The sequence below is a fragment of the Streptomyces sp. NPDC046349 genome, from assembly GCF_055587885.1.
On the sequence record NZ_JBVJFK010000014.1, the window covers coordinates 1 to 15,833 of the forward strand.

The following is a 15,833-nucleotide window of genomic DNA, read 5'->3' on the forward strand; positions in this document are numbered from 1 at the left end:
GGCCTGCAGTCCCTGCCGTCGGTGGCATGGGTCCCTCCGGCCGTGCTCTGGTTCGGCCTCAACGACGCCATGATGTTCACGGTGATCCTGCTCGGCGCCGTCCCGTCCATCGCCAACGGCCTCGTCTCCGGCATCGACCAGGTCCCCCCGCTGTTCCTGCGCGCCGGCCGCACCCTCGGCGCCACGGGCCTGCGCGGCGCCCGGCACGTGGTCATGCCGGCCGCGCTGCCCGGCTACGTCGCCGGCCTCAAGCAGGGCTGGGCGTTCTCCTGGCGCTCGCTGATGGCCGCCGAGATCATCGCCTCCTCCCCCGACCTGGGCCTGGGCCTGGGCCAGCTCCTGGAGAACGGCCGCAACAACATCGACCTGCCCGGCGTGTTCCTCGCCATCATCCTGATCCTCGCCGTCGGCATCGCCATCGACCTGCTCATCTTCAGCCCGATCGAACGCCACGTCCTGCGCAGCCGCGGCCTCCTGGTGAAGAGCTGAAAGCCGGCTCTCGCGACACGGCTCGCCGCCGGTCGCATCGCGGCCCACAGCTCCGACACAGCCGACGGCTCCACGGCACCATCGGCTTCCGCGTGGCCACCGACGGCAGCAGGCCCTCGTGACAGCGCCCGGACACGGATCGAAACTCCGGTTCGGCGAAGCCTGGTGAACCGGTAGGTAACCATGGGGCGTTCCAGGCGGGGCCGCGGACCGATGGCGTGCATTCCGTCGCCGGCTCCCCGCCCGGCCGCCGCTGGCCTCCGGCAGCCACATCGACCTGCTTCGCGTGGGCAGTGCGGCGAGTTCCCCGAGCCACGGCGGGCCCGCGCCCGCCCGCTCCTGACCCGTCGCGCACGCACCCCGCCGCGCACTCCCCCACCGGGTCCCGGCCGCGTCGCAGCCGCCGCCGGCCGTCGTCGTGCATGCCCGTGCCCGCGCCGTCCCGGGGAGACGCATGTCCGCCCGCCACGTACCCGAAAGCCGTACCGTCCTTCCGGAGCAGGATCGGCGGTGACGCCCGCAGCGGCTTCCCCGCCGTTCCGCACCGCTACCGGCTCTGACGCCGTCCTGTCCGAACTGTCTGCGGATAGGTGTGACGCACAGCCTGCCGGGCCTGCACGACGTCCTCACGGTGGCGTTGCTGCCCGCCGTACCGGACGCGTCCGACGGCAGCGGGTACCCGGCGTTGCGCCCACTGTACGAGGCCGGTTCGCACCTGTGTCCCGGGCCGTCGCCGGCCCCGGTCCTCAGCGACGACTGGGCCGGACGGATCGTCAGAACCCGCACCCCCGACATCGTCCAGGACCTGACGCGGCGGTTCGGGGCCTCCGGGCCGCGCCTGTACCCGGACGGCGCCGACGCGCGCCCTTTACTGATCGTTTCAGAATGAGGCTCGCAGGCGGCGCAGACAGATGAGGCTGCAGGCCAGTTCGAGCAGACCCTGGTGAAGATCGGCGCGTCGCTCGTAGCGGATGCGAAGTCGCTTGAATTGGTGCAGCCAGGCGAACGCGCGCTGGACCACCCAGCGGACCTTGCCCAGGCCAGAGCCGTGGGTGACGCCGCGTCGGGCGATCACGGGTTTGATGCCGCGCTTCCACAACAGGCGGCGGTACTTGTCGAAGTCGTAGCCCCGGTCCGCGTACAGGCGCCGGGGCTTGCGGCGGGGCCGTCCTCGCAGGCCCCGGATCGGTGGGACCGAGTCCAGAAGCGGCATGAGCTGGGTGACGTCATGGCGGTTGCCGCCGGTGAGTGTGACGGCGAGCGGGGTCCCGTGGCGGTCGACGATCAGATGGTGCTTGGAGCCAGCACGAGCGCGGTCGACGGGTGATGGGCCGACGTGGTCCCCCCCCTTTGAGGGCCCGGACGTGCGACCCGTCCACGGCACAGTCGTCCAGGTCCAGCAGGTCGGCGCTCCGCAACTCGGCCAGTAGAGCCGCGTGCAGACGCGGCCAGACGCCGGCCTCGGTCCAGTCCCGCAGCCGGCGCCACGCCGTCACCCCGGAGCAGCCCACAGTCTCCGTAGGGACGTCGCGCCATGCGACACCAGTCCGCAGCACGTCCAGACGCCAGCAAGGGCCACCCGGTCGGGAACACGCAGTCGCCCGGGATAGCGGTAACTACGCTCGGGAGCACGCGGCAACAGCGGAGCCACCCGCTCCCACAGGTCGTCCGGAACAAGATCAGCACCCACCCGGACACCCTGCCCACCGTGACCGCCAACGGCAAGAACCGCAGCTCGACTTTGTCTCGGAAGGCGTCTGGTGGTGAGTTGGCGGGACGCGAATCGGATCAGCTCAGTTGTGGTGGGACCCAGGCGTGGTGCCGAAGGATCATGCGCGTTGCGGCACGGGAGGGTGTCAGCCGCATCGCCGTGTTCCGCAGGGCGACGGCCAGTGGGTGGGAGAGCTGCTGACCCATCCGCCCGGCCTGCCGCGCGGCCCGCGCGACGGCCTGGCTGCGCGGCCGGCGCTCGGCGTCGTAGCGAGCGAGCGCGGCCTCCACGGTGGCCTCGGCGGCTAGCGCGGCGGCCAGGGTGACTGCGTCCTCCAGCGCCTGGCAGGCACCCTGTCCGAGGTTGGGGGTCATCGCGTGTGCCGCGTCGCCGAGCAGCGCGATCCGGCCGACGGTGTACGAGGGGAGCGGTGTGCGGAATTCGTTGACGTCGTGGTGCAGCACGGCGGCGGGCCGGGTCGCGTCGAGCAGGGCGGGGATCGGGTCGTGCCAGGTATGGAATCGTCTGCGCAGTTCGTCCAGTGGGTCGGCGAACCGCGTCCCGGCGGGGAGGTTGAGGACGGCGTGCCACTCGGCCCGCCCGTCGTGGAAGGCGATGTGCCCGAACTCGGTGCCGTGCCCCCAGGTCAGCTCGAAGTCGGTGCGCAGGTCGACCGCCTGCTCGGTGATGGCGCGCAGCACCGTCGAGCCGCTGTAGACCGGACCGGGGTGGGCTGGGAAGAGACGGCTGCGCACTTTGCTGCCGATGCCGTCGGCAGCCACTACCAGATCGGCGTCCAGGACGGTCTCGCCGCAGCCGACTCGAACCGTCCCAGGGCCGGGCTGCTCGACCGAGTCCGCCTCGGAGCCGATCAGCAGTGCCTCGGCGGGCAGGGAGTCGCGAAGCAGTCGGTGCAAGGTGGAGCGGGGGATGCCCATGATCGGTGTGCCCACCGCCTTCTCCAGCGCCGAGCCGTCCATCCGGGCCAGCCAACCGCCCTGTGGTGTGCGAGTGCCGCCGTTGTACTGGCCTCGCGAGGCATCCCGTACCGCGTCGCCGACGCCGAGTTCATCCAGTGCCCGCAGGCCGTTGGCGGCCAGTGAGATGCCCGCCCCCGCGTCCTCAGGCATGGAGGCACGCTCGACGACCGTTACTTCCCATCCGATGCGGCGCAGTCCGATCGCGGCGGCCAGCCCGCCGATGCCCCCTCCGACCACCACTGCCGTGTTGCCCATGCCGAACCCTCACCTTTCTACACCTGTAGAAGGGTGACTCTATCTGAGGCTCTACAGGTGTAGAAAGGAGTCATGGCTTCGGATCGGCGCACCCTCCTCGCGGACGCGGCTCTCGACGTACTTGCCGACGAAGGGGTCCGCGGCCTGACCCACCGTGCAGTCGACCGCAAAGCGGCCATGCCGCCCGGCACCACGTCGGCCTACTTCCGCACCCGGGCCGCGCTGCTCACCGGTCTGGTCACACGCCTGGTCCAACTCGACCAGGCGGAACTGCAAACGATGGCCGAAGAGCTTCCACCCCTTCGCACCGCCGAGGAACTGGTGGACGGCATGGTGCTGCTAGCCCGACAGCGACTCACCGGCGAGGGCCGCCGCCGCTCGCTCGCTCGCTACGCCTGCGCCGTCGAGAGTGTGCGTGACCGTGAGCTGCGCGAGATCCTCGTACCCCGCGAGAACGCCGGACGCGATGCTGTCCGGCTGTTCCTCGCCGCGCACGGCGTGACGGACGTCGAGAATCGCAGTCACATCCTGCTGACCTGCATCGACGGACTGGTCTTCGACCGGCTGGTGAGCGGCGGCGAAGTACCGCGCGAGGCCCTCGAAGGCCTGGTCGCCGCCGCCCTACGTTAGGACCCGGGCGTCCAGGTCCCCCTCGAACTGGCCTGCAGCCTCATCTGTCGCCGCCACCCACGCGGTCATTCTGAAACGATCAGTTGGGCCGAGGTGCAGTTGTGGTTGACGCTGGTGCAGCTGGACACGGTCCACCGCTGGCACCTGGACGCGGCGGCGGTGTACCGGATCACCGACCATCCCCGTCTCTGGTCGTACGCGCGTCGGCTCGTCCCATCCCGCTTTCGGGCAGCGCCTCGACCTGGACGACATCGCGCGCAGGCCTCACGCCCACAACCGCGGCCAGGAGGGTGCCGGCGCGGCGGTGCGGATCGTGGACCGGCCGCGATCCGCACCGGGCACGGATCACGGACGCCGGCACCGACGCCGGTCCCCGGGCACCGGGCACCGGCGCGACCGTGAGGACGATCGGGAGCTGAGGACAGGGACACCGGCTCAACGGGCGGCCACCCCGGCGGGCACCCGGGACGGGGTGTCATCAAGGGCCGCGCCGACGTCGGGCCCGGCGACCGGAGGACGCGCTGGGATGTCAGGCCGTCGTGTCCAGCCAGGGGATCTGGTCGGCGGAGTAGCGGTGGGCGCGGAACACGGAGTTCTGGGCGCCCGCCGAGGACTCCAGGCCTACGCCGTCGCCGAACGAGCGGAACTGCGGCACCACGAACTCCCACACCACCCGGCCTTCGGGAGTGACTTCGAAGAGCCGCCCGAAGGAGCCCTCGGCGATGAAGGTGTTTCCGTTGGGCAGGCGTTGGGCGCTGGACATGTACGGGCTGTAGAAGTTCTGCGGCGGGTTGTCCTGGTAGGACCACACCTCCTTGCCGGTGCGCGGGTCCAGCTCCAGGACACGCGAGTACGGCACGGAGGTGGTGTCGCGGTAGGTGCCGTTGTCGAAGACCAGGATGGTGCCGCTCGCCAGCTCGTGCGGATGGTGCTGCTGCGCCAGGACGTCGGGGCCGATGTGCCAGAGCACGTGCCCGTCCGAGCGGTCGACGCCCACGGCGCAGGAGACGCTGCGGAAGCCCAGGACGAGGGAGCCGTCGGCGCTCTCGTTGACGGTGTTGGCCATGGGCCAGTGCTCGCGGGCGAAGTGCGGGTTGAGCGGGAAGTCCTCGGGGTCGAGGTGTTCGATGGCGGCCCAGCGCCACACTTCCCTGCCGTCCCAGGTCAGTTCGTACACGACGTCGCCGTAGATGACCCCGCCCGGTGCCTCGGAGCCGGGGATGCCGCCGCGGATGCGGGCCGCGTCGGCCGGGGCGAGAGGTTCGACGACGGTGACGATGAGGTTGCCGTTGCGCAGCGGTGAGGCGTCGTGGTGGTGGAACGGGTGCCGGACCTCGCGGACGACCGTGGAGTCGGGTGCCAGTTCCTGGAAGATGCCGCCGTGGTAGACGTCCCAGATGGGGAAGAGGGTCGGGCTGTCGGTGTCCTTGGCGGCGTAGAAGAGGTTTCCGTTCGGCAGGAGCTGCGCCTGGCGGCCGGGCGGGTGCGGGGAGTTCCAGGTGTGCGCGGTCCGTCCCTCGATGTCGACGAGGTGGATCTCGCCGGCGCTGGTGATCGGGGTGTAGAGGGTGTAGCCGCCGTGGCTGCGCTCGGGGTCGTGGGCGATCAGGCCGACGCCGCGGCGGCGAAGGGTGTTCTGGTCGACGCTCATGGGGAGGTGTCTCCTCGGGTTCGGGTGTTGGGGGGTCAGCGGACGGTGACGGCCGCCCGGTCGACGGCCGTGAGCGGTTCGGGGTTCAGGTGCCGCTGGAGTGCGGCGCGGTCGGCGGCGCCGGGCAGGCCTTGGGCGGCCTTGGCCCAGGCGGCTTGCTCCTCCAGCTGGGTCAGCAGCTCGGGTGAGAGCGTCGCGCCGTAGGTGTAGCGGGGCTGGTAGGCGTCGACGTAGGCGGTCTGGAGCGCCCCCTTGGACTGGGCCACGACGGCCTGACGTGCGCGGACCGGGTCCGCTCCGATCTCGCGCTGGGCGCGCAGGACGGTGCGCAGTACGGCGGCGGTGGTCTCGTCGTTCGTCCTCGGGCCGGCGACGAGCAGGGTTCGTGCGGTGTATCCGGTGAACGGGAGCTCGGCGTAGCGCTCGCCGAGCGTGGAGCGGGCGGCCTCGTAGAAGCTGGGGAAGGTGACGCCGGCGTCGATGTCGCCTCGGGCCAGCGCCGAGGTGACCTGGCTCGGGGCGAGGTTGACGACGGTCACGTCGGCGGCTGTCAGCTGTGCGGAGGCGAGCATCCGCGAGAGGGCGTACTCGGCGTTCGTGCCCTGGGGCACTCCGACCTTGCGGCCTTTGAGGGCGTCGAAGCCGGTGACGGCCCGGTCGGTCCGGGTGAGGAGGCGCCAGTCGGAGAAGCGGGACAGGTCGGCGACGATCCGCAGGTCGCGTCCGCCGAGCGCCGCCGTCACGGTGGGCAGGTCTCCGACGACGCCGAGCTGCGCCTGTCCGCCGAGGACGGCGTTGAGGGCGTCACGGCCGGTGGGCCGGGTGGTGAGGGTGGCGTCGATGCCTTCGGCGGACCAGAGTCCGTGTTCCTCGGCGATGTAGAGGGGTGCGCCGCCGAGCTGGTCGCTGCCGACGACGGTGACGGCGGTGCGGCCTCCGCGCCCGTTGCCGTTCGCGGGGCCGGAGCCGTCGGCGCAGGCCGAGGCGAGTGTGGTGAGCAGGGCCGCCATGAGCAGGGCGGCGGTTGCGCGGAGTCTGAGCATCGGAGGGCCTTCCGGGAGCGGATGGAAACGGGGGGCGGGGGGTGGGGGGTGGGGCCAGGGATTCAGCCGGAGCCGAGGTGGCGTGCGATGAGCGAGCGCAGGTCCGGGTCGGGAGGTCCGTCGGGGACGGGGTGGTCGGCCAGCAACCGGCCGGGGGCGCCGCCGAGGACGACGACCCGCTGGGCGAGGGCCAGGGCCTCGTCGATGTCGTGGGTGACGAACAGGACGGTGGTGCCGCGGCGTTGCCACAGCTCCCGCAGCAGGCGCTGCATGCGGGTACGGGTCAGGGTGTCCAGGGCCCCGAACGGCTCGTCCATGAGGAGCACTTCGGGCTCGGCGGCCAGGGCGCGGGCCAGGGCGACGCGTTGCTGCATGCCGCCCGACAGTTGTGCCGGGTACTTGTCGGTGCCGTCCGCCAGCCCGACCTCGGCGAGGGCCTCCAGGGCGCGTCGGCGGCGTTCCGCGCGCGGCAGTCCGAGCCGCTTGAGCGCGAACTCGACGTTGCCGCGTGCGGTGCGCCAGGGGAAGAGCGCGTAGTGCTGGAAGACCACGCCCCGGTCCGGGCCCGGTCCGCGCACGGGCCGGGAGCCCGCCGTCACCTGACCCGTGGCGGGCGGCACGAAGCCGGCCACTGCGCCGAGGACCGTCGACTTGCCGCATCCGCTCGGACCGAGCAGGGCGGTGAACGACCCGGCGGGGAGTTCCAGGTCCGTCTCCTCCAGGACGGGGGCGGCTCCGTAGCGTACGGAAAGCCCTTCCAGTCGCACGGCCAGGCTCATGAAGTGCTCCAGTGCACGATGCGGCGGCCGACCGCGGCCAGTGCGAGGTCCACGGCGACGCCGAGCAGCCCGAGCACGAGCAGCCCCGCGAACATCCGGTCCACGCGCAGGAACTGGCCGTCCACCTGGAGCCGGTACGCCAGACCGCTGTCCGCGCCGCCCAGTTCGGCGGCCACCAGGGCGAGCAGGGCCACCGAGGCCCCGTAGCGCAGCGCCGCGAGCACGGCGGGCGCGGCGGCGGGCAGCAGTACCTCGACGAACCGGCGGTGCAGCGGGGCGCCGAGCGTCCGGGCGGCCCGCAGGTGGGACACCGGGACGCGGGACACGCCGTCGTGGACGTAGAGCCATACCGCGAGCAGGACGGCGTAGGCGATGAGGAGGCGCTTGGCGGTTTCCCCGATGCCGAACCAGGCTGTCGCGAGCGGCACCAGGGCGATGGCCGGTATCGGGCGCAGGAAGGAGACGACGGGGGTGACGGCGGCGGAGAGCTGCGGCAGGTAGCCGGTGGCGAAGCCGAGAGCGCTGCCGATGAGGGCGCCCAGGGCGAAGCCCTGGCCGGCGCGGGTCAGACTGGCGGCGAGATCGGCGGCCAGGATGCCGCTGCGGGCGCTGTCCGCGAGCGCGGCCAGGGTCTCGGCGGGGGTGGGCAGGAGCGCCGGGGCCACCGCGCCGGACCGGGCGAGCAGGTACCAGAGCGCGAGCACGGCGGCTGCCGCGCCCAGGGCCGGGCCCAGTCGGCCGAGGGCCCGGCCGGGCGGCGAAGGGGTGGCGTGCACGGAGCGTCTCCTCGATCGTTGATAAGTGAGGTCAATAATTGACCACGCTTATGACGGGAGTGTTGCAGCTGTGCGAAACCTCTCCGGGGCACCGGTCCTTGATCGGTGATGGGGTACGTTCACCAGCGTGTCTCGACCCGAACCCACGCCCGAGGCGATCGAGGTCGGACGGGTGATCCGGAGCTGCCGCAAGCGAAGCGGCGTCTCCATGGCCGTCCTCGCCGCCCGCTCAGGCCTCTCCCAGCCGTTCCTCAGCCAGCTCGAACGCGGCCTCACCACGCCCAGCCTCAGCTCGATCTACCGGATCGCGGAGGCCCTGGACATGAGCCCGGGTGCCTTCCTGCGGCCGCCCGCGCGCCCGGGTGCGGTCAGCCACGAGAGCGACCCGCAGGTGATCCGGGTGGAGGAGTCCGCGGGGCAGGTCGCGCAGGTGCTCATCCCCGGCGGGCGCAGCGCGCTGATGGAGGCGTACGAGCACCACTTCGAACCCGATCAGGGCGAGCGCGGCTGGTTCGAGCACCCGGGCGAGGACTTCCTCTACGTGCTGGAGGGCGAGGTGGTGCTGGAGGTCGAGGGTGAGGAGCCGCTGACCCTGCGGGCCGGCCAGAGCGCCCACCATCGCGGCGAAGTCCCCCACCGCTGCCGGTTGTCGGGCCCGTCCCCGGCCCGCACCCTCCTGGTGATCGCGAACGTCTGAGCCCGTAGCGGCGTCGGAGCCGCCCACGCCCCGGGGTCGTGGATCATGGTGCAGCCTGCGTCGGGGGCCGCCGGTGGGGCCTCGGTCACCAGTCGACGTGCGCGCGGATCCAGGCGGCCAGGCCCTGGGCGTCCGCCGCGGGCGGCAGGCGGTCAGGGCCGCAGACGAGTGGCGTGTAGGACAGCTGGAGGTGGGTGAGGTAGCCGTAGGGGCCGTTGTCCGCCGCCGGTCCGAGGACCAGCGCGTGGGTGCCCGTGCGCCAGATGCGGTGTGTCAGCGCGGGCCCCGTGACCACGGCTGCGGACGACAGGATCGTGCGCTCGGGAGCTGACCCGAGGCACTCGCCCACCGCCCGCGCAGCCTGCGCCAGGACGTGCTCGCAGTCCTGATCGGTGCCCGGTCGGCGGCCGCTCCATCCGGCCGGCTCCTGCCAGTCGTCCACGAGGCCGTAGAGCCAGGGTCCGTTCGCCATGCTCTCGTCGTCCGGGTCGACGGGGTAGACCTCGCCCAGAACCAGGAAATGGCGGGCGCCCGGTTGCCCGAACGGGTTGCGGCCCTCAGTGCACAGGACATGTCCGTGTCCGGTGCGGAAGGAGTCGCAGACCAGGTCGTGTTCCCAGCTCCATCCGCGGTGGCGGATCACCGCGTCCACGTCGCGGTCGTGCACGTGCGGCTCGGCCGGCAGAGCGACGAGCTCGGCGACAGCCGCCGGGGTCAACGGCCGGTGGGCAAGGGCAAGTACAGGTATCGTCACGCCGCCCACCCTAGAAGCGGCCGATCGCGTCGACATGCGTGAGCCGGGTGCCGGCCGTCGGCCGGAGGACTGCTCCCCGAACGGGCGGCGGCCGCGGGGAGCAGGCGCGCTGACGGTCGGCCGGCAGGCGGGCGGGCGGGCATGCGAACGAGATCATCATCTCCGAGCCCATGGGCCCCCTGGCCTCCGTACCAGCCCGGCGGTTCTCAGTCGAGGCAGGACTCGTTCACCCCATGGGCGAGGTGCGGGCCCCGCGGGGGCCGGATCCGGCAGGATCGGCCCGGTGACCCTCATACCCGGATCCGGTGACCGTGCCGACACCCCCGACCCCGTACGGATGCGGCTGGTGGCGGCCGGCGCCGCGGCGGTGACGGTCGGCGCCGGGCTCGGGCTGCGGGCCGTCGCGGCGGGGAGCGTGGCCGGGTACGGAGGGGACGCGCTGTACACCGTGCTGCTGATGGCCCTCGTCGTGCTGGTCGCGCCCCGGTGGACGCCGCGGCGGGCCGCCGGAACCGCGCTCGCGGTCAGTTGGGCCGTCGAGCTCTTCCAGCTCACCTCCATACCGGCGGACCTGTCCCGCGACAGCGTGGCAGCCCGGCTGGTCCTCGGTTCCACCTTCAACGCGCCGGACCTCTTCTGGTACGTGATCGGCGCGGCGGGCGGCTGGCTGCTGCACACGGCGATCAGCCGGCGCCGCCGGGTCACGTCCGGGGCCGGCCGCCGGTGAGACTCCTCACACGTGAGGGGGGCGCCCTGAGCCCGACAGGCCCTCTCCGGCCCCGCTCTACGCGGTTTGGGACCGGCCGATCGGTCCATGAGGGCCCCCGGGCGGATGACCTAGCCTGGATCGGCAACGCGAGATCGGGGGGCCGAGCGCAAAGGAAGAGCGCGTCCATGGGAGTCACCAGCAGTTCCGCTCGCCGCGTCCGGCGTGCGGGATCCGCCGCCACGGCGGTCGTCCTCGGCATCCTGGCCGTTTCCGGCACCCCGGCCCTCGCCGCCGCGGACAAGCCCGCGGCCGACCCGGCGGACAAGCCCGTGGCAGGCTCGGCCGAGAAGCCCGCGGCCGGCCCGGCGAAGAAGCCCGTGGCAGGCTCGGCGCAGGGCCCCGCGTCCGGGAAGCCCTCCGGTCCCGAGGCGTCGGCCGGAACCGCGGGATCCGCCCGCAGCGCCGCGGGGATACCCCTGGCGATCTCCCGGCTGGCACAGGGCCCGGGCCGGGCCGTCGCGATCACCATCGACGACGGCCCCGACCCCCGCTGGACGCCCCAGGTCCTGGACGTGCTGCGGAAGAACCGCGTCAAGGCCACGTTCTGCGTGATCGGCACCAAGGCGCAGAAGTACCCGGAGCTCGTGCGCGCGGTCGCCGCCGACGGGCACCGCCTGTGCAACCACTCCGTCGACCACGACGTGACCATGGACCACAAGCCCGTCGCCTATCAGAAGCAGCAGATCCTCGAGGGCAAGGCCATGATCGAGAAGGCCGCCCCCGGGGTCCCGGTCGGCTACTACCGCGCACCGGGCGGTGCCTTCACCCCCGAGAGCCGGGCGATCGCCGCGGCGAGCGGGATGCGGCCGCTGGGCTGGAGCGTGGACCCGAAGGACTGGAGCCGTCCGGGCCTGCCGTCGATCATCTCCGTCCTCGAGGACAAGCTTCCCCAGCAGCCGACCGTCCTCTTCCACGACGGAGGCGGCGACCGCAGCGAGACCGTGGCGGCGCTCAAGCAGTACCTGCCCTGGCTCACCGCGCAGGGCTACCACTTCGCGTTTCCGGCGCGCACGACCCCGTAGCGGTCAAGCGTCCGCGGGCAGCGGGGCGGCGGCGGGGAAGCGGACGGCGAGGAAGTCACGCGTCCGGGACCTGCCGCCCGACCGCCCGACCGCCGGTTCAGGAAGCCGCCATGGCCTTCCGCAGGGTGTGCAGGCAGTACGAGACGGCTGTGTGACGGGGGGTGCCGTAGTCGCGTGCCTGCATCCAGGCCGCGTACAGCAGTGACCACAGCACGTTCTGCAGCCACTCGGCGTCCGCATCGGTGTCCACCGTGCCCTCGGCCTGGCCTCGTCGGATGAGGCGGACCAGGACGCGGTCGGAGTCGGTCTCCTCCTCGAAGCCCGCCCAGCTCAGGAACTGCGGTACGTCGAACAGCAGCATGAGCCGATCCCCCAGCTCGAAGTACTCCAGGCAGAGCCGCTCCAGCGCCTTCGGGGCCGGTCCGTCGTCCACCCGCGCGCGTACGGTCGCCTCCTGCAGCCGCTCCCGTACGTCCGCTCCGAGCGCCGCCACCAGGTCCGAGCGTTCGGCGAAGTAGCGGTGCACGGTGGTACGTCCGACTCCGGCGGCCTCGGCCACGTCCGCGAGAGACGCCGCGTGGTTGGCGGACAGGACCGTGACGGCTGCGTCGAGGATCGCGCGCCGTGTGCGGGCCCGGGTGGCGGTCTCGGTGTTCGCCGGCGCGATGTGGTCATGCTCCATGGGCGTACCGTAGCGCGCCCCCAATGAAACTCACTTGACCGTAATGGAACATCGATGTTCCATTTTTGCATGGCTGACTCGACACCACCGCCCCGCGCCGCCTTCGACGCGCCCCGGCTGCGCGTCCTCTGGTCCTTCGCCCGCCCGCACCGCCGCACGCTGACTGCGGGACTGGTCCTGGCCCTGGCCGGCTCCGCGCTCGGCCTTGCCACGCCCATGATCACCAAATGGGTGCTGGACGCCCTGAACGCCTCCACCTCGCTCACGCGCCCCGTGACCGCGCTGTTCGCCCTCCTCGTCGTCGGTGCCGCCGTGTCCTACCGGCAGTGGTGCATGCTCGGCGCGGTGGGCGAACACGTGGTGCTGGAGGCCCGCGAGTCGATGGTGCGACGGTTCCTGCACGCGACCGTGCCCGCCCTCAACCGGCGTCCGACCGGTGAGCTCGTCACCCGCGTGACCTCGGACACCGTCCTGCTCCGCGAGGCCACCGCCCAGTCGTTCGTCGGCCTGGTCAACGGTGCCGTCATGCTCGTGGGAAGCCTGGTCCTGATGGGTGTGCTCGACCTGGTGCTGCTCGCCACCACCATGGCCGCCGTGGCCGTGACCGCCGTGCTCTTCGCACTCCTCATGCCGGGCATCGGCAAGGCGCAGCAGCGCGCCCAGGAGCACATCGGCCGACTCGGCGGCCTTCTGGAGGGCACGCTGCGCGCCATCCGCACCGTGAAGGTGAGCCGCGCCGAGGAACGGGCCGCCGAACGGATCGTGGCCGACGCCCGGGCCGCGGCGGACCACGGCATCCGGGCGGTCCGCCAGGAGGCGCTGGCCTGGACGGTCGCCGGGTCCGGTATCCAGCTGGCCATCATCGCGATCCTGGGCGTCGGAGCCTGGCGCGTCGGCGAGGGGAGCCTGGAGGTCTCCAGCCTGATCGCCTTCCTGTTGTACGCGTTCACGCTGATGGAGCCGGTCAGCACGCTCAGCCAGAACGTGACCTCCCTGCAGGCCGGCATGGCCGCGGCCGAACGCATCCGGCAGACCGCCGACTTGACGGCGGAGGGTGACGACACCGCACCGGGCCGGGACGACGAGAGGGCCGTCCGCACGGCGGACACCGCCCACCCGGCGGATGTGCCGGTGCTCGAACTGCGCGGTGTCAGCGCCGCGTACGGCCCCGAGTCCGCGCATGCCGTCACCGGCGTACGGCTGGCCGTCCCCCGTCGCGGTCACACCGCGATCGTCGGACCGTCGGGCGCCGGCAAGACGACCCTGTTCTCGCTCGTCCTGCGGTTCCTGGAACCGGTCGACGGCGAACTGCTCCTGAACGGACGGCCGTACCGCGACTACAGCCACTCCGAGGTACGGGCGCGGCTGGCGTACGTCGAGCAGGACACCCCCGTGGTCCCCGGCACCCTCCGCGAGAACCTGCTGCTCGCCCGGCCGGACGCCACGGAGGAGGAACTCCGCCGCGTGCTGAGGGACGTACGGCTGACGGAGAAGGTCGACGCGCTCGACGGGGGCCTGGACGGCCAGCTGTCGTCGGCGCACGTGTCCGGTGGCGAACGCCAGCGCATCGCGCTCGCGCGCGCCCTTCTGCGTACGCCGGAGGTCCTGCTGCTGGACGAGGCGACCGCGCAGTTGGACGGGCTGACGGAGGCCGCGGTGCAGGACTGCATCCGGAGCCGGGCGGCAACGGGTGCGGTGGTGACGGTCGCACACCGCCTCTCCACGGTGGTCGACGCCGACCTGATCGTGGTCATGGAGGCGGGCCGGATCCGCGCCCGCGGCACCCATGAGGAGCTGCTGGAGACGGACGCTCTCTACCGCGAACTGGTGGCGGCCCTGCGCCTGGCCACCACCGCGGGGGCGGAGGTGGCATGAGGGCGACCGGCGCAGGACCGGCGGGGGCCGGCGTGACGGCGGGGGCCGGCGTGACGGCGGGGGCCGGCGTGACGGCGTGACGGCGTGACGGCGGGGGTCGGCGGCGCGCAACGGCGGCAGGGGTCAGCCGGCTTGGTCGGGAGTGGGAGTGGCGCGGGCGATCAGGAGGGCCACGTCGTCGTGGACTCCCGGATGGCGCATGGTGTCCAGCAGCAGGTCGCAGGTCTCGTCCAGTGGGCGGCGGGGGTCGTCCAGGGCGTGGAGGAGGACGTCGAGGCGCTCGTCGATCGGATCGTCTCGGGTCTCGACCAGGCCGTCGGTGTAGAGGACGAGCTGGTCGCCCGACTCGACGGAGATGGTGGCGGTGTGGAAGGCGACACCGACGCCGCCGAGCGGCCCTCCGGTGGGCAGGTCGAGGAGCTCGCGCGAGCCGTCCTGCCGCAGCAGTACCGGGGGCAGGTGCCCGGCGAGGGAGAGGTGGCACTGCGCCGTGCCCGGATCGTAGACGGCGTAGACGCAGGTCGCGATCGTTTCCAGGCCCTCGGTGACGTGGTCGAGGTGGTGCAGGACCTGCGCGGGGTCGAGGTCGAGGTCGGCCAGGGTGCGGGTGGCGGTGCGGAGCTGGCCCATGCTGGCCGCGGCCCCGACTCCGCTTCCCATGACGTCGCCGACCACGAGGGCGGTCTTGTCGCCGCTCAGCGGGATCACGTCGAACCAGTCGCCGCCGATCTCCATGGTGGCCTGGGCCGGGCGGTAGCGGGTGGCGACTTCCAGGCCCGGCCGCCACGGCGGCGTGTGCGGCAGCAGGCTGCGCTGGAGGGTGAGTGCGGTGTGGCGTTGTTCTTCGACCGCGCGGTGCCGCTCGGTGACGTCCACACTGGCCGTGGCCACCCCCAGCACGGTCCCGTTGGGCGCTTCGAGCCGGTAGAACGAGATCGACCAGGCATGGTCGTGGTCCGGGTCGGCAGGGGTACGGCCGACGGTGTACTGGTCCACGATGGGGACACCGGTGGCCAGCACCTCGCGCATCGCGGCCTCGAAGGACGGGTCCACAGCCGGCAGCACCTCGTGGACGTGCCGCCCGACGTGCTCGGCGGCCGGCACCCCGTTGAGGCGTTCCTCCGCGGGGTTGACCGAGACGTAGCGCAGGTCGGTGTCGAGGACGCCGAGGCCGACCGGCGACTGCTCCACGAGCCGGGCGGACAGTGCCAGGTCGCGTTCCACCTGCCGCACCGTCGCCTGGTCGGCGGCCAGGCCCAGGGCGTAGTACTCCTGCTGGGAGTCCAGCAGCCGCATGTTGCGGAACTCGACCATGCGTGTGCTGCCGTCCTTGTGCCGGACGGGGAAGACGCCGACCCAGCTGGCCCCGCCCTCCATGACCTCGGCGAACATGTCCAGCACCACCGGGAGGTGCTCCTCGTGGAGCAGCAGGTGTCCCGCGTATTCCCCGAGCGCCTCGTCCGCGGTGTAACCGAACAGTTCCTCGGCCTGGGGGCTCCACAGATCGATCCTGCCCTCGGCGTCGAGGAGGATGGCGGCCACGCGCAGCACGTCGAGCAGGCCGCCCGGCCCGGAGGCGGCGGGGCGCTCCCTTTGGGGGTCGCCGTACGAGGGCTCGATCGCTCCCATCTCCGGGCTCTCCTTCCGGCCGCCGCAGGCTGGGGCCCTACCCTCCCAGCCATCTCATCGTCCCTCTCCCTGCGACACGCGTGCACGCCGC

At 72.4% G+C, this 15,833-nt stretch carries 16 protein-coding genes and 2 pseudogenes; 8 read left to right on the plus strand and 10 right to left on the minus strand.

The features are described 5' to 3' along the window. Together ACZ6JS_RS29005 and ACZ6JS_RS29010 are read left to right on the plus strand one after the other, a co-directional pair. Positions 1–489: ABC transporter permease (locus ACZ6JS_RS29005; protein ID WP_469302248.1), on the plus strand; the 489-nt coding region annotated here is incomplete at its 5' end. 592 nt (positions 490–1,081) lie between these two features. Beyond that, positions 1,082–1,378, plus strand: a complete 297-nt coding sequence (locus ACZ6JS_RS29010) for a hypothetical protein (RefSeq protein WP_469302250.1) — start codon at positions 1,082–1,084, stop codon at positions 1,376–1,378. Here ACZ6JS_RS29010 and ACZ6JS_RS29015 read toward each other — a convergent pair. The 3 genes and pseudogenes from ACZ6JS_RS29015 to ACZ6JS_RS29025 all read right to left on the minus strand — a co-directional run bounded on the left by ACZ6JS_RS29015 (position 1,370) and on the right by ACZ6JS_RS29025 (position 3,435). Next, the gene (locus ACZ6JS_RS29015; RefSeq protein ID WP_469302252.1) at positions 1,370–1,873 is read right to left on the minus strand and encodes an IS5 family transposase; all 504 of its coding nucleotides are present in this window, start codon (positions 1,871–1,873) and stop codon (positions 1,370–1,372) included. The two genes, ACZ6JS_RS29010 and ACZ6JS_RS29015, sit on opposite strands and share 9 nt — an antisense overlap. A gap of 106 nt (positions 1,874–1,979) precedes the next feature. Beyond that, a pseudogene (locus ACZ6JS_RS29020) lies at positions 1,980–2,045 on the minus strand (hypothetical protein); the annotation flags it as partial. Between the two features lie 232 nt (positions 2,046–2,277). Then, the gene (locus ACZ6JS_RS29025) at positions 2,278–3,435 is read right to left on the minus strand and encodes an FAD-dependent monooxygenase (RefSeq protein ID WP_469302253.1); all 1,158 of its coding nucleotides are present in this window, start codon (positions 3,433–3,435) and stop codon (positions 2,278–2,280) included. A gap of 72 nt (positions 3,436–3,507) precedes the next feature. On the opposite strand from ACZ6JS_RS29025, the gene ACZ6JS_RS29030 reads away from it, so the two are divergent. Then, the gene (locus tag ACZ6JS_RS29030; RefSeq protein WP_469302254.1) at positions 3,508–4,065 is read left to right on the plus strand and encodes a TetR/AcrR family transcriptional regulator; all 558 of its coding nucleotides are present in this window, start codon (positions 3,508–3,510) and stop codon (positions 4,063–4,065) included. Between the two features lie 87 nt (positions 4,066–4,152). After that, positions 4,153–4,390, plus strand: a pseudogene (locus ACZ6JS_RS29035) (glutathione S-transferase family protein); the annotation flags it as partial. Between the two features lie 204 nt (positions 4,391–4,594). Here ACZ6JS_RS29035 and ACZ6JS_RS29040 read toward each other — a convergent pair. The 4 genes from ACZ6JS_RS29040 to ACZ6JS_RS29055 all read right to left on the minus strand — a co-directional run bounded on the left by ACZ6JS_RS29040 (position 4,595) and on the right by ACZ6JS_RS29055 (position 8,314). Beyond that, entirely contained in the window at positions 4,595–5,716 is a 1,122-nt protein-coding gene (locus ACZ6JS_RS29040) for an aryl-sulfate sulfotransferase (protein ID WP_469302256.1), read from the minus strand. A gap of 35 nt (positions 5,717–5,751) precedes the next feature. Next, a complete protein-coding gene (locus ACZ6JS_RS29045) occupies positions 5,752–6,759 on the minus strand; it encodes an ABC transporter substrate-binding protein (RefSeq protein WP_469302257.1) in 1,008 nt (335 codons plus the stop codon). A 62-nt stretch (positions 6,760–6,821) separates the two neighbouring features. Then, the gene (locus tag ACZ6JS_RS29050; protein ID WP_469302258.1) at positions 6,822–7,538 is read right to left on the minus strand and encodes an ABC transporter ATP-binding protein; all 717 of its coding nucleotides are present in this window, start codon (positions 7,536–7,538) and stop codon (positions 6,822–6,824) included. Further along, positions 7,535–8,314 carry an ABC transporter permease gene (locus ACZ6JS_RS29055; protein WP_469302260.1) on the minus strand — a complete coding sequence of 260 codons (780 nt, stop codon included), beginning with the start codon at positions 8,312–8,314 and terminating at the stop codon, positions 7,535–7,537. The genes ACZ6JS_RS29050 and ACZ6JS_RS29055 overlap by 4 nt, the downstream gene beginning before the upstream one ends. Before the next feature lie 127 nt (positions 8,315–8,441). Between ACZ6JS_RS29055 and ACZ6JS_RS29060 the strand changes: the two genes are divergently transcribed. Next, positions 8,442–9,011, plus strand: a complete 570-nt coding sequence (locus tag ACZ6JS_RS29060) for a helix-turn-helix domain-containing protein (protein ID WP_469302262.1) — start codon at positions 8,442–8,444, stop codon at positions 9,009–9,011. An 85-nt stretch (positions 9,012–9,096) separates the two neighbouring features. Here ACZ6JS_RS29060 and ACZ6JS_RS29065 read toward each other — a convergent pair whose 3' ends face one another. Next, a complete protein-coding gene (locus ACZ6JS_RS29065) occupies positions 9,097–9,765 on the minus strand; it encodes a hypothetical protein (RefSeq protein ID WP_469302263.1) in 669 nt (222 codons plus the stop codon). 337 nt (positions 9,766–10,102) lie between these two features. Here ACZ6JS_RS29065 and ACZ6JS_RS29070 point away from each other — a divergent pair, with 337 nt between their 5' ends. Continuing rightward, on the plus strand, positions 10,103–10,492 hold the full coding sequence (locus ACZ6JS_RS29070; protein WP_469302639.1) for a ribosomal maturation YjgA family protein: 390 nt from the start codon (positions 10,103–10,105) through the stop codon (positions 10,490–10,492). Positions 10,493–10,659: 167 nt separating this feature from the next. Then, positions 10,660–11,556 (plus strand): polysaccharide deacetylase family protein, encoded by an 897-nt coding sequence (locus tag ACZ6JS_RS29075; protein ID WP_469302266.1) that lies wholly within the window; start codon positions 10,660–10,662, stop codon positions 11,554–11,556. Between the two features lie 97 nt (positions 11,557–11,653). Here the strand turns inward: ACZ6JS_RS29075 and ACZ6JS_RS29080 are convergent, their stop codons facing one another. Continuing rightward, positions 11,654–12,238 carry a TetR/AcrR family transcriptional regulator gene (locus ACZ6JS_RS29080; protein WP_469302267.1) on the minus strand — a complete coding sequence of 195 codons (585 nt, stop codon included), beginning with the start codon at positions 12,236–12,238 and terminating at the stop codon, positions 11,654–11,656. Between the two features lie 69 nt (positions 12,239–12,307). Here ACZ6JS_RS29080 and ACZ6JS_RS29085 point away from each other — a divergent pair, with 69 nt between their 5' ends. Continuing rightward, positions 12,308–14,113, plus strand: a complete 1,806-nt coding sequence (locus ACZ6JS_RS29085; RefSeq protein WP_469302269.1) for an ABC transporter ATP-binding protein — start codon at positions 12,308–12,310, stop codon at positions 14,111–14,113. 123 nt (positions 14,114–14,236) lie between these two features. Here the strand turns inward: ACZ6JS_RS29085 and ACZ6JS_RS29090 are convergent, their stop codons facing one another. Continuing rightward, positions 14,237–15,742 carry a PP2C family protein-serine/threonine phosphatase gene (locus tag ACZ6JS_RS29090; protein WP_469302270.1) on the minus strand — a complete coding sequence of 502 codons (1,506 nt, stop codon included), beginning with the start codon at positions 15,740–15,742 and terminating at the stop codon, positions 14,237–14,239. Positions 15,743–15,833: the final 91 nt, after the last annotated feature.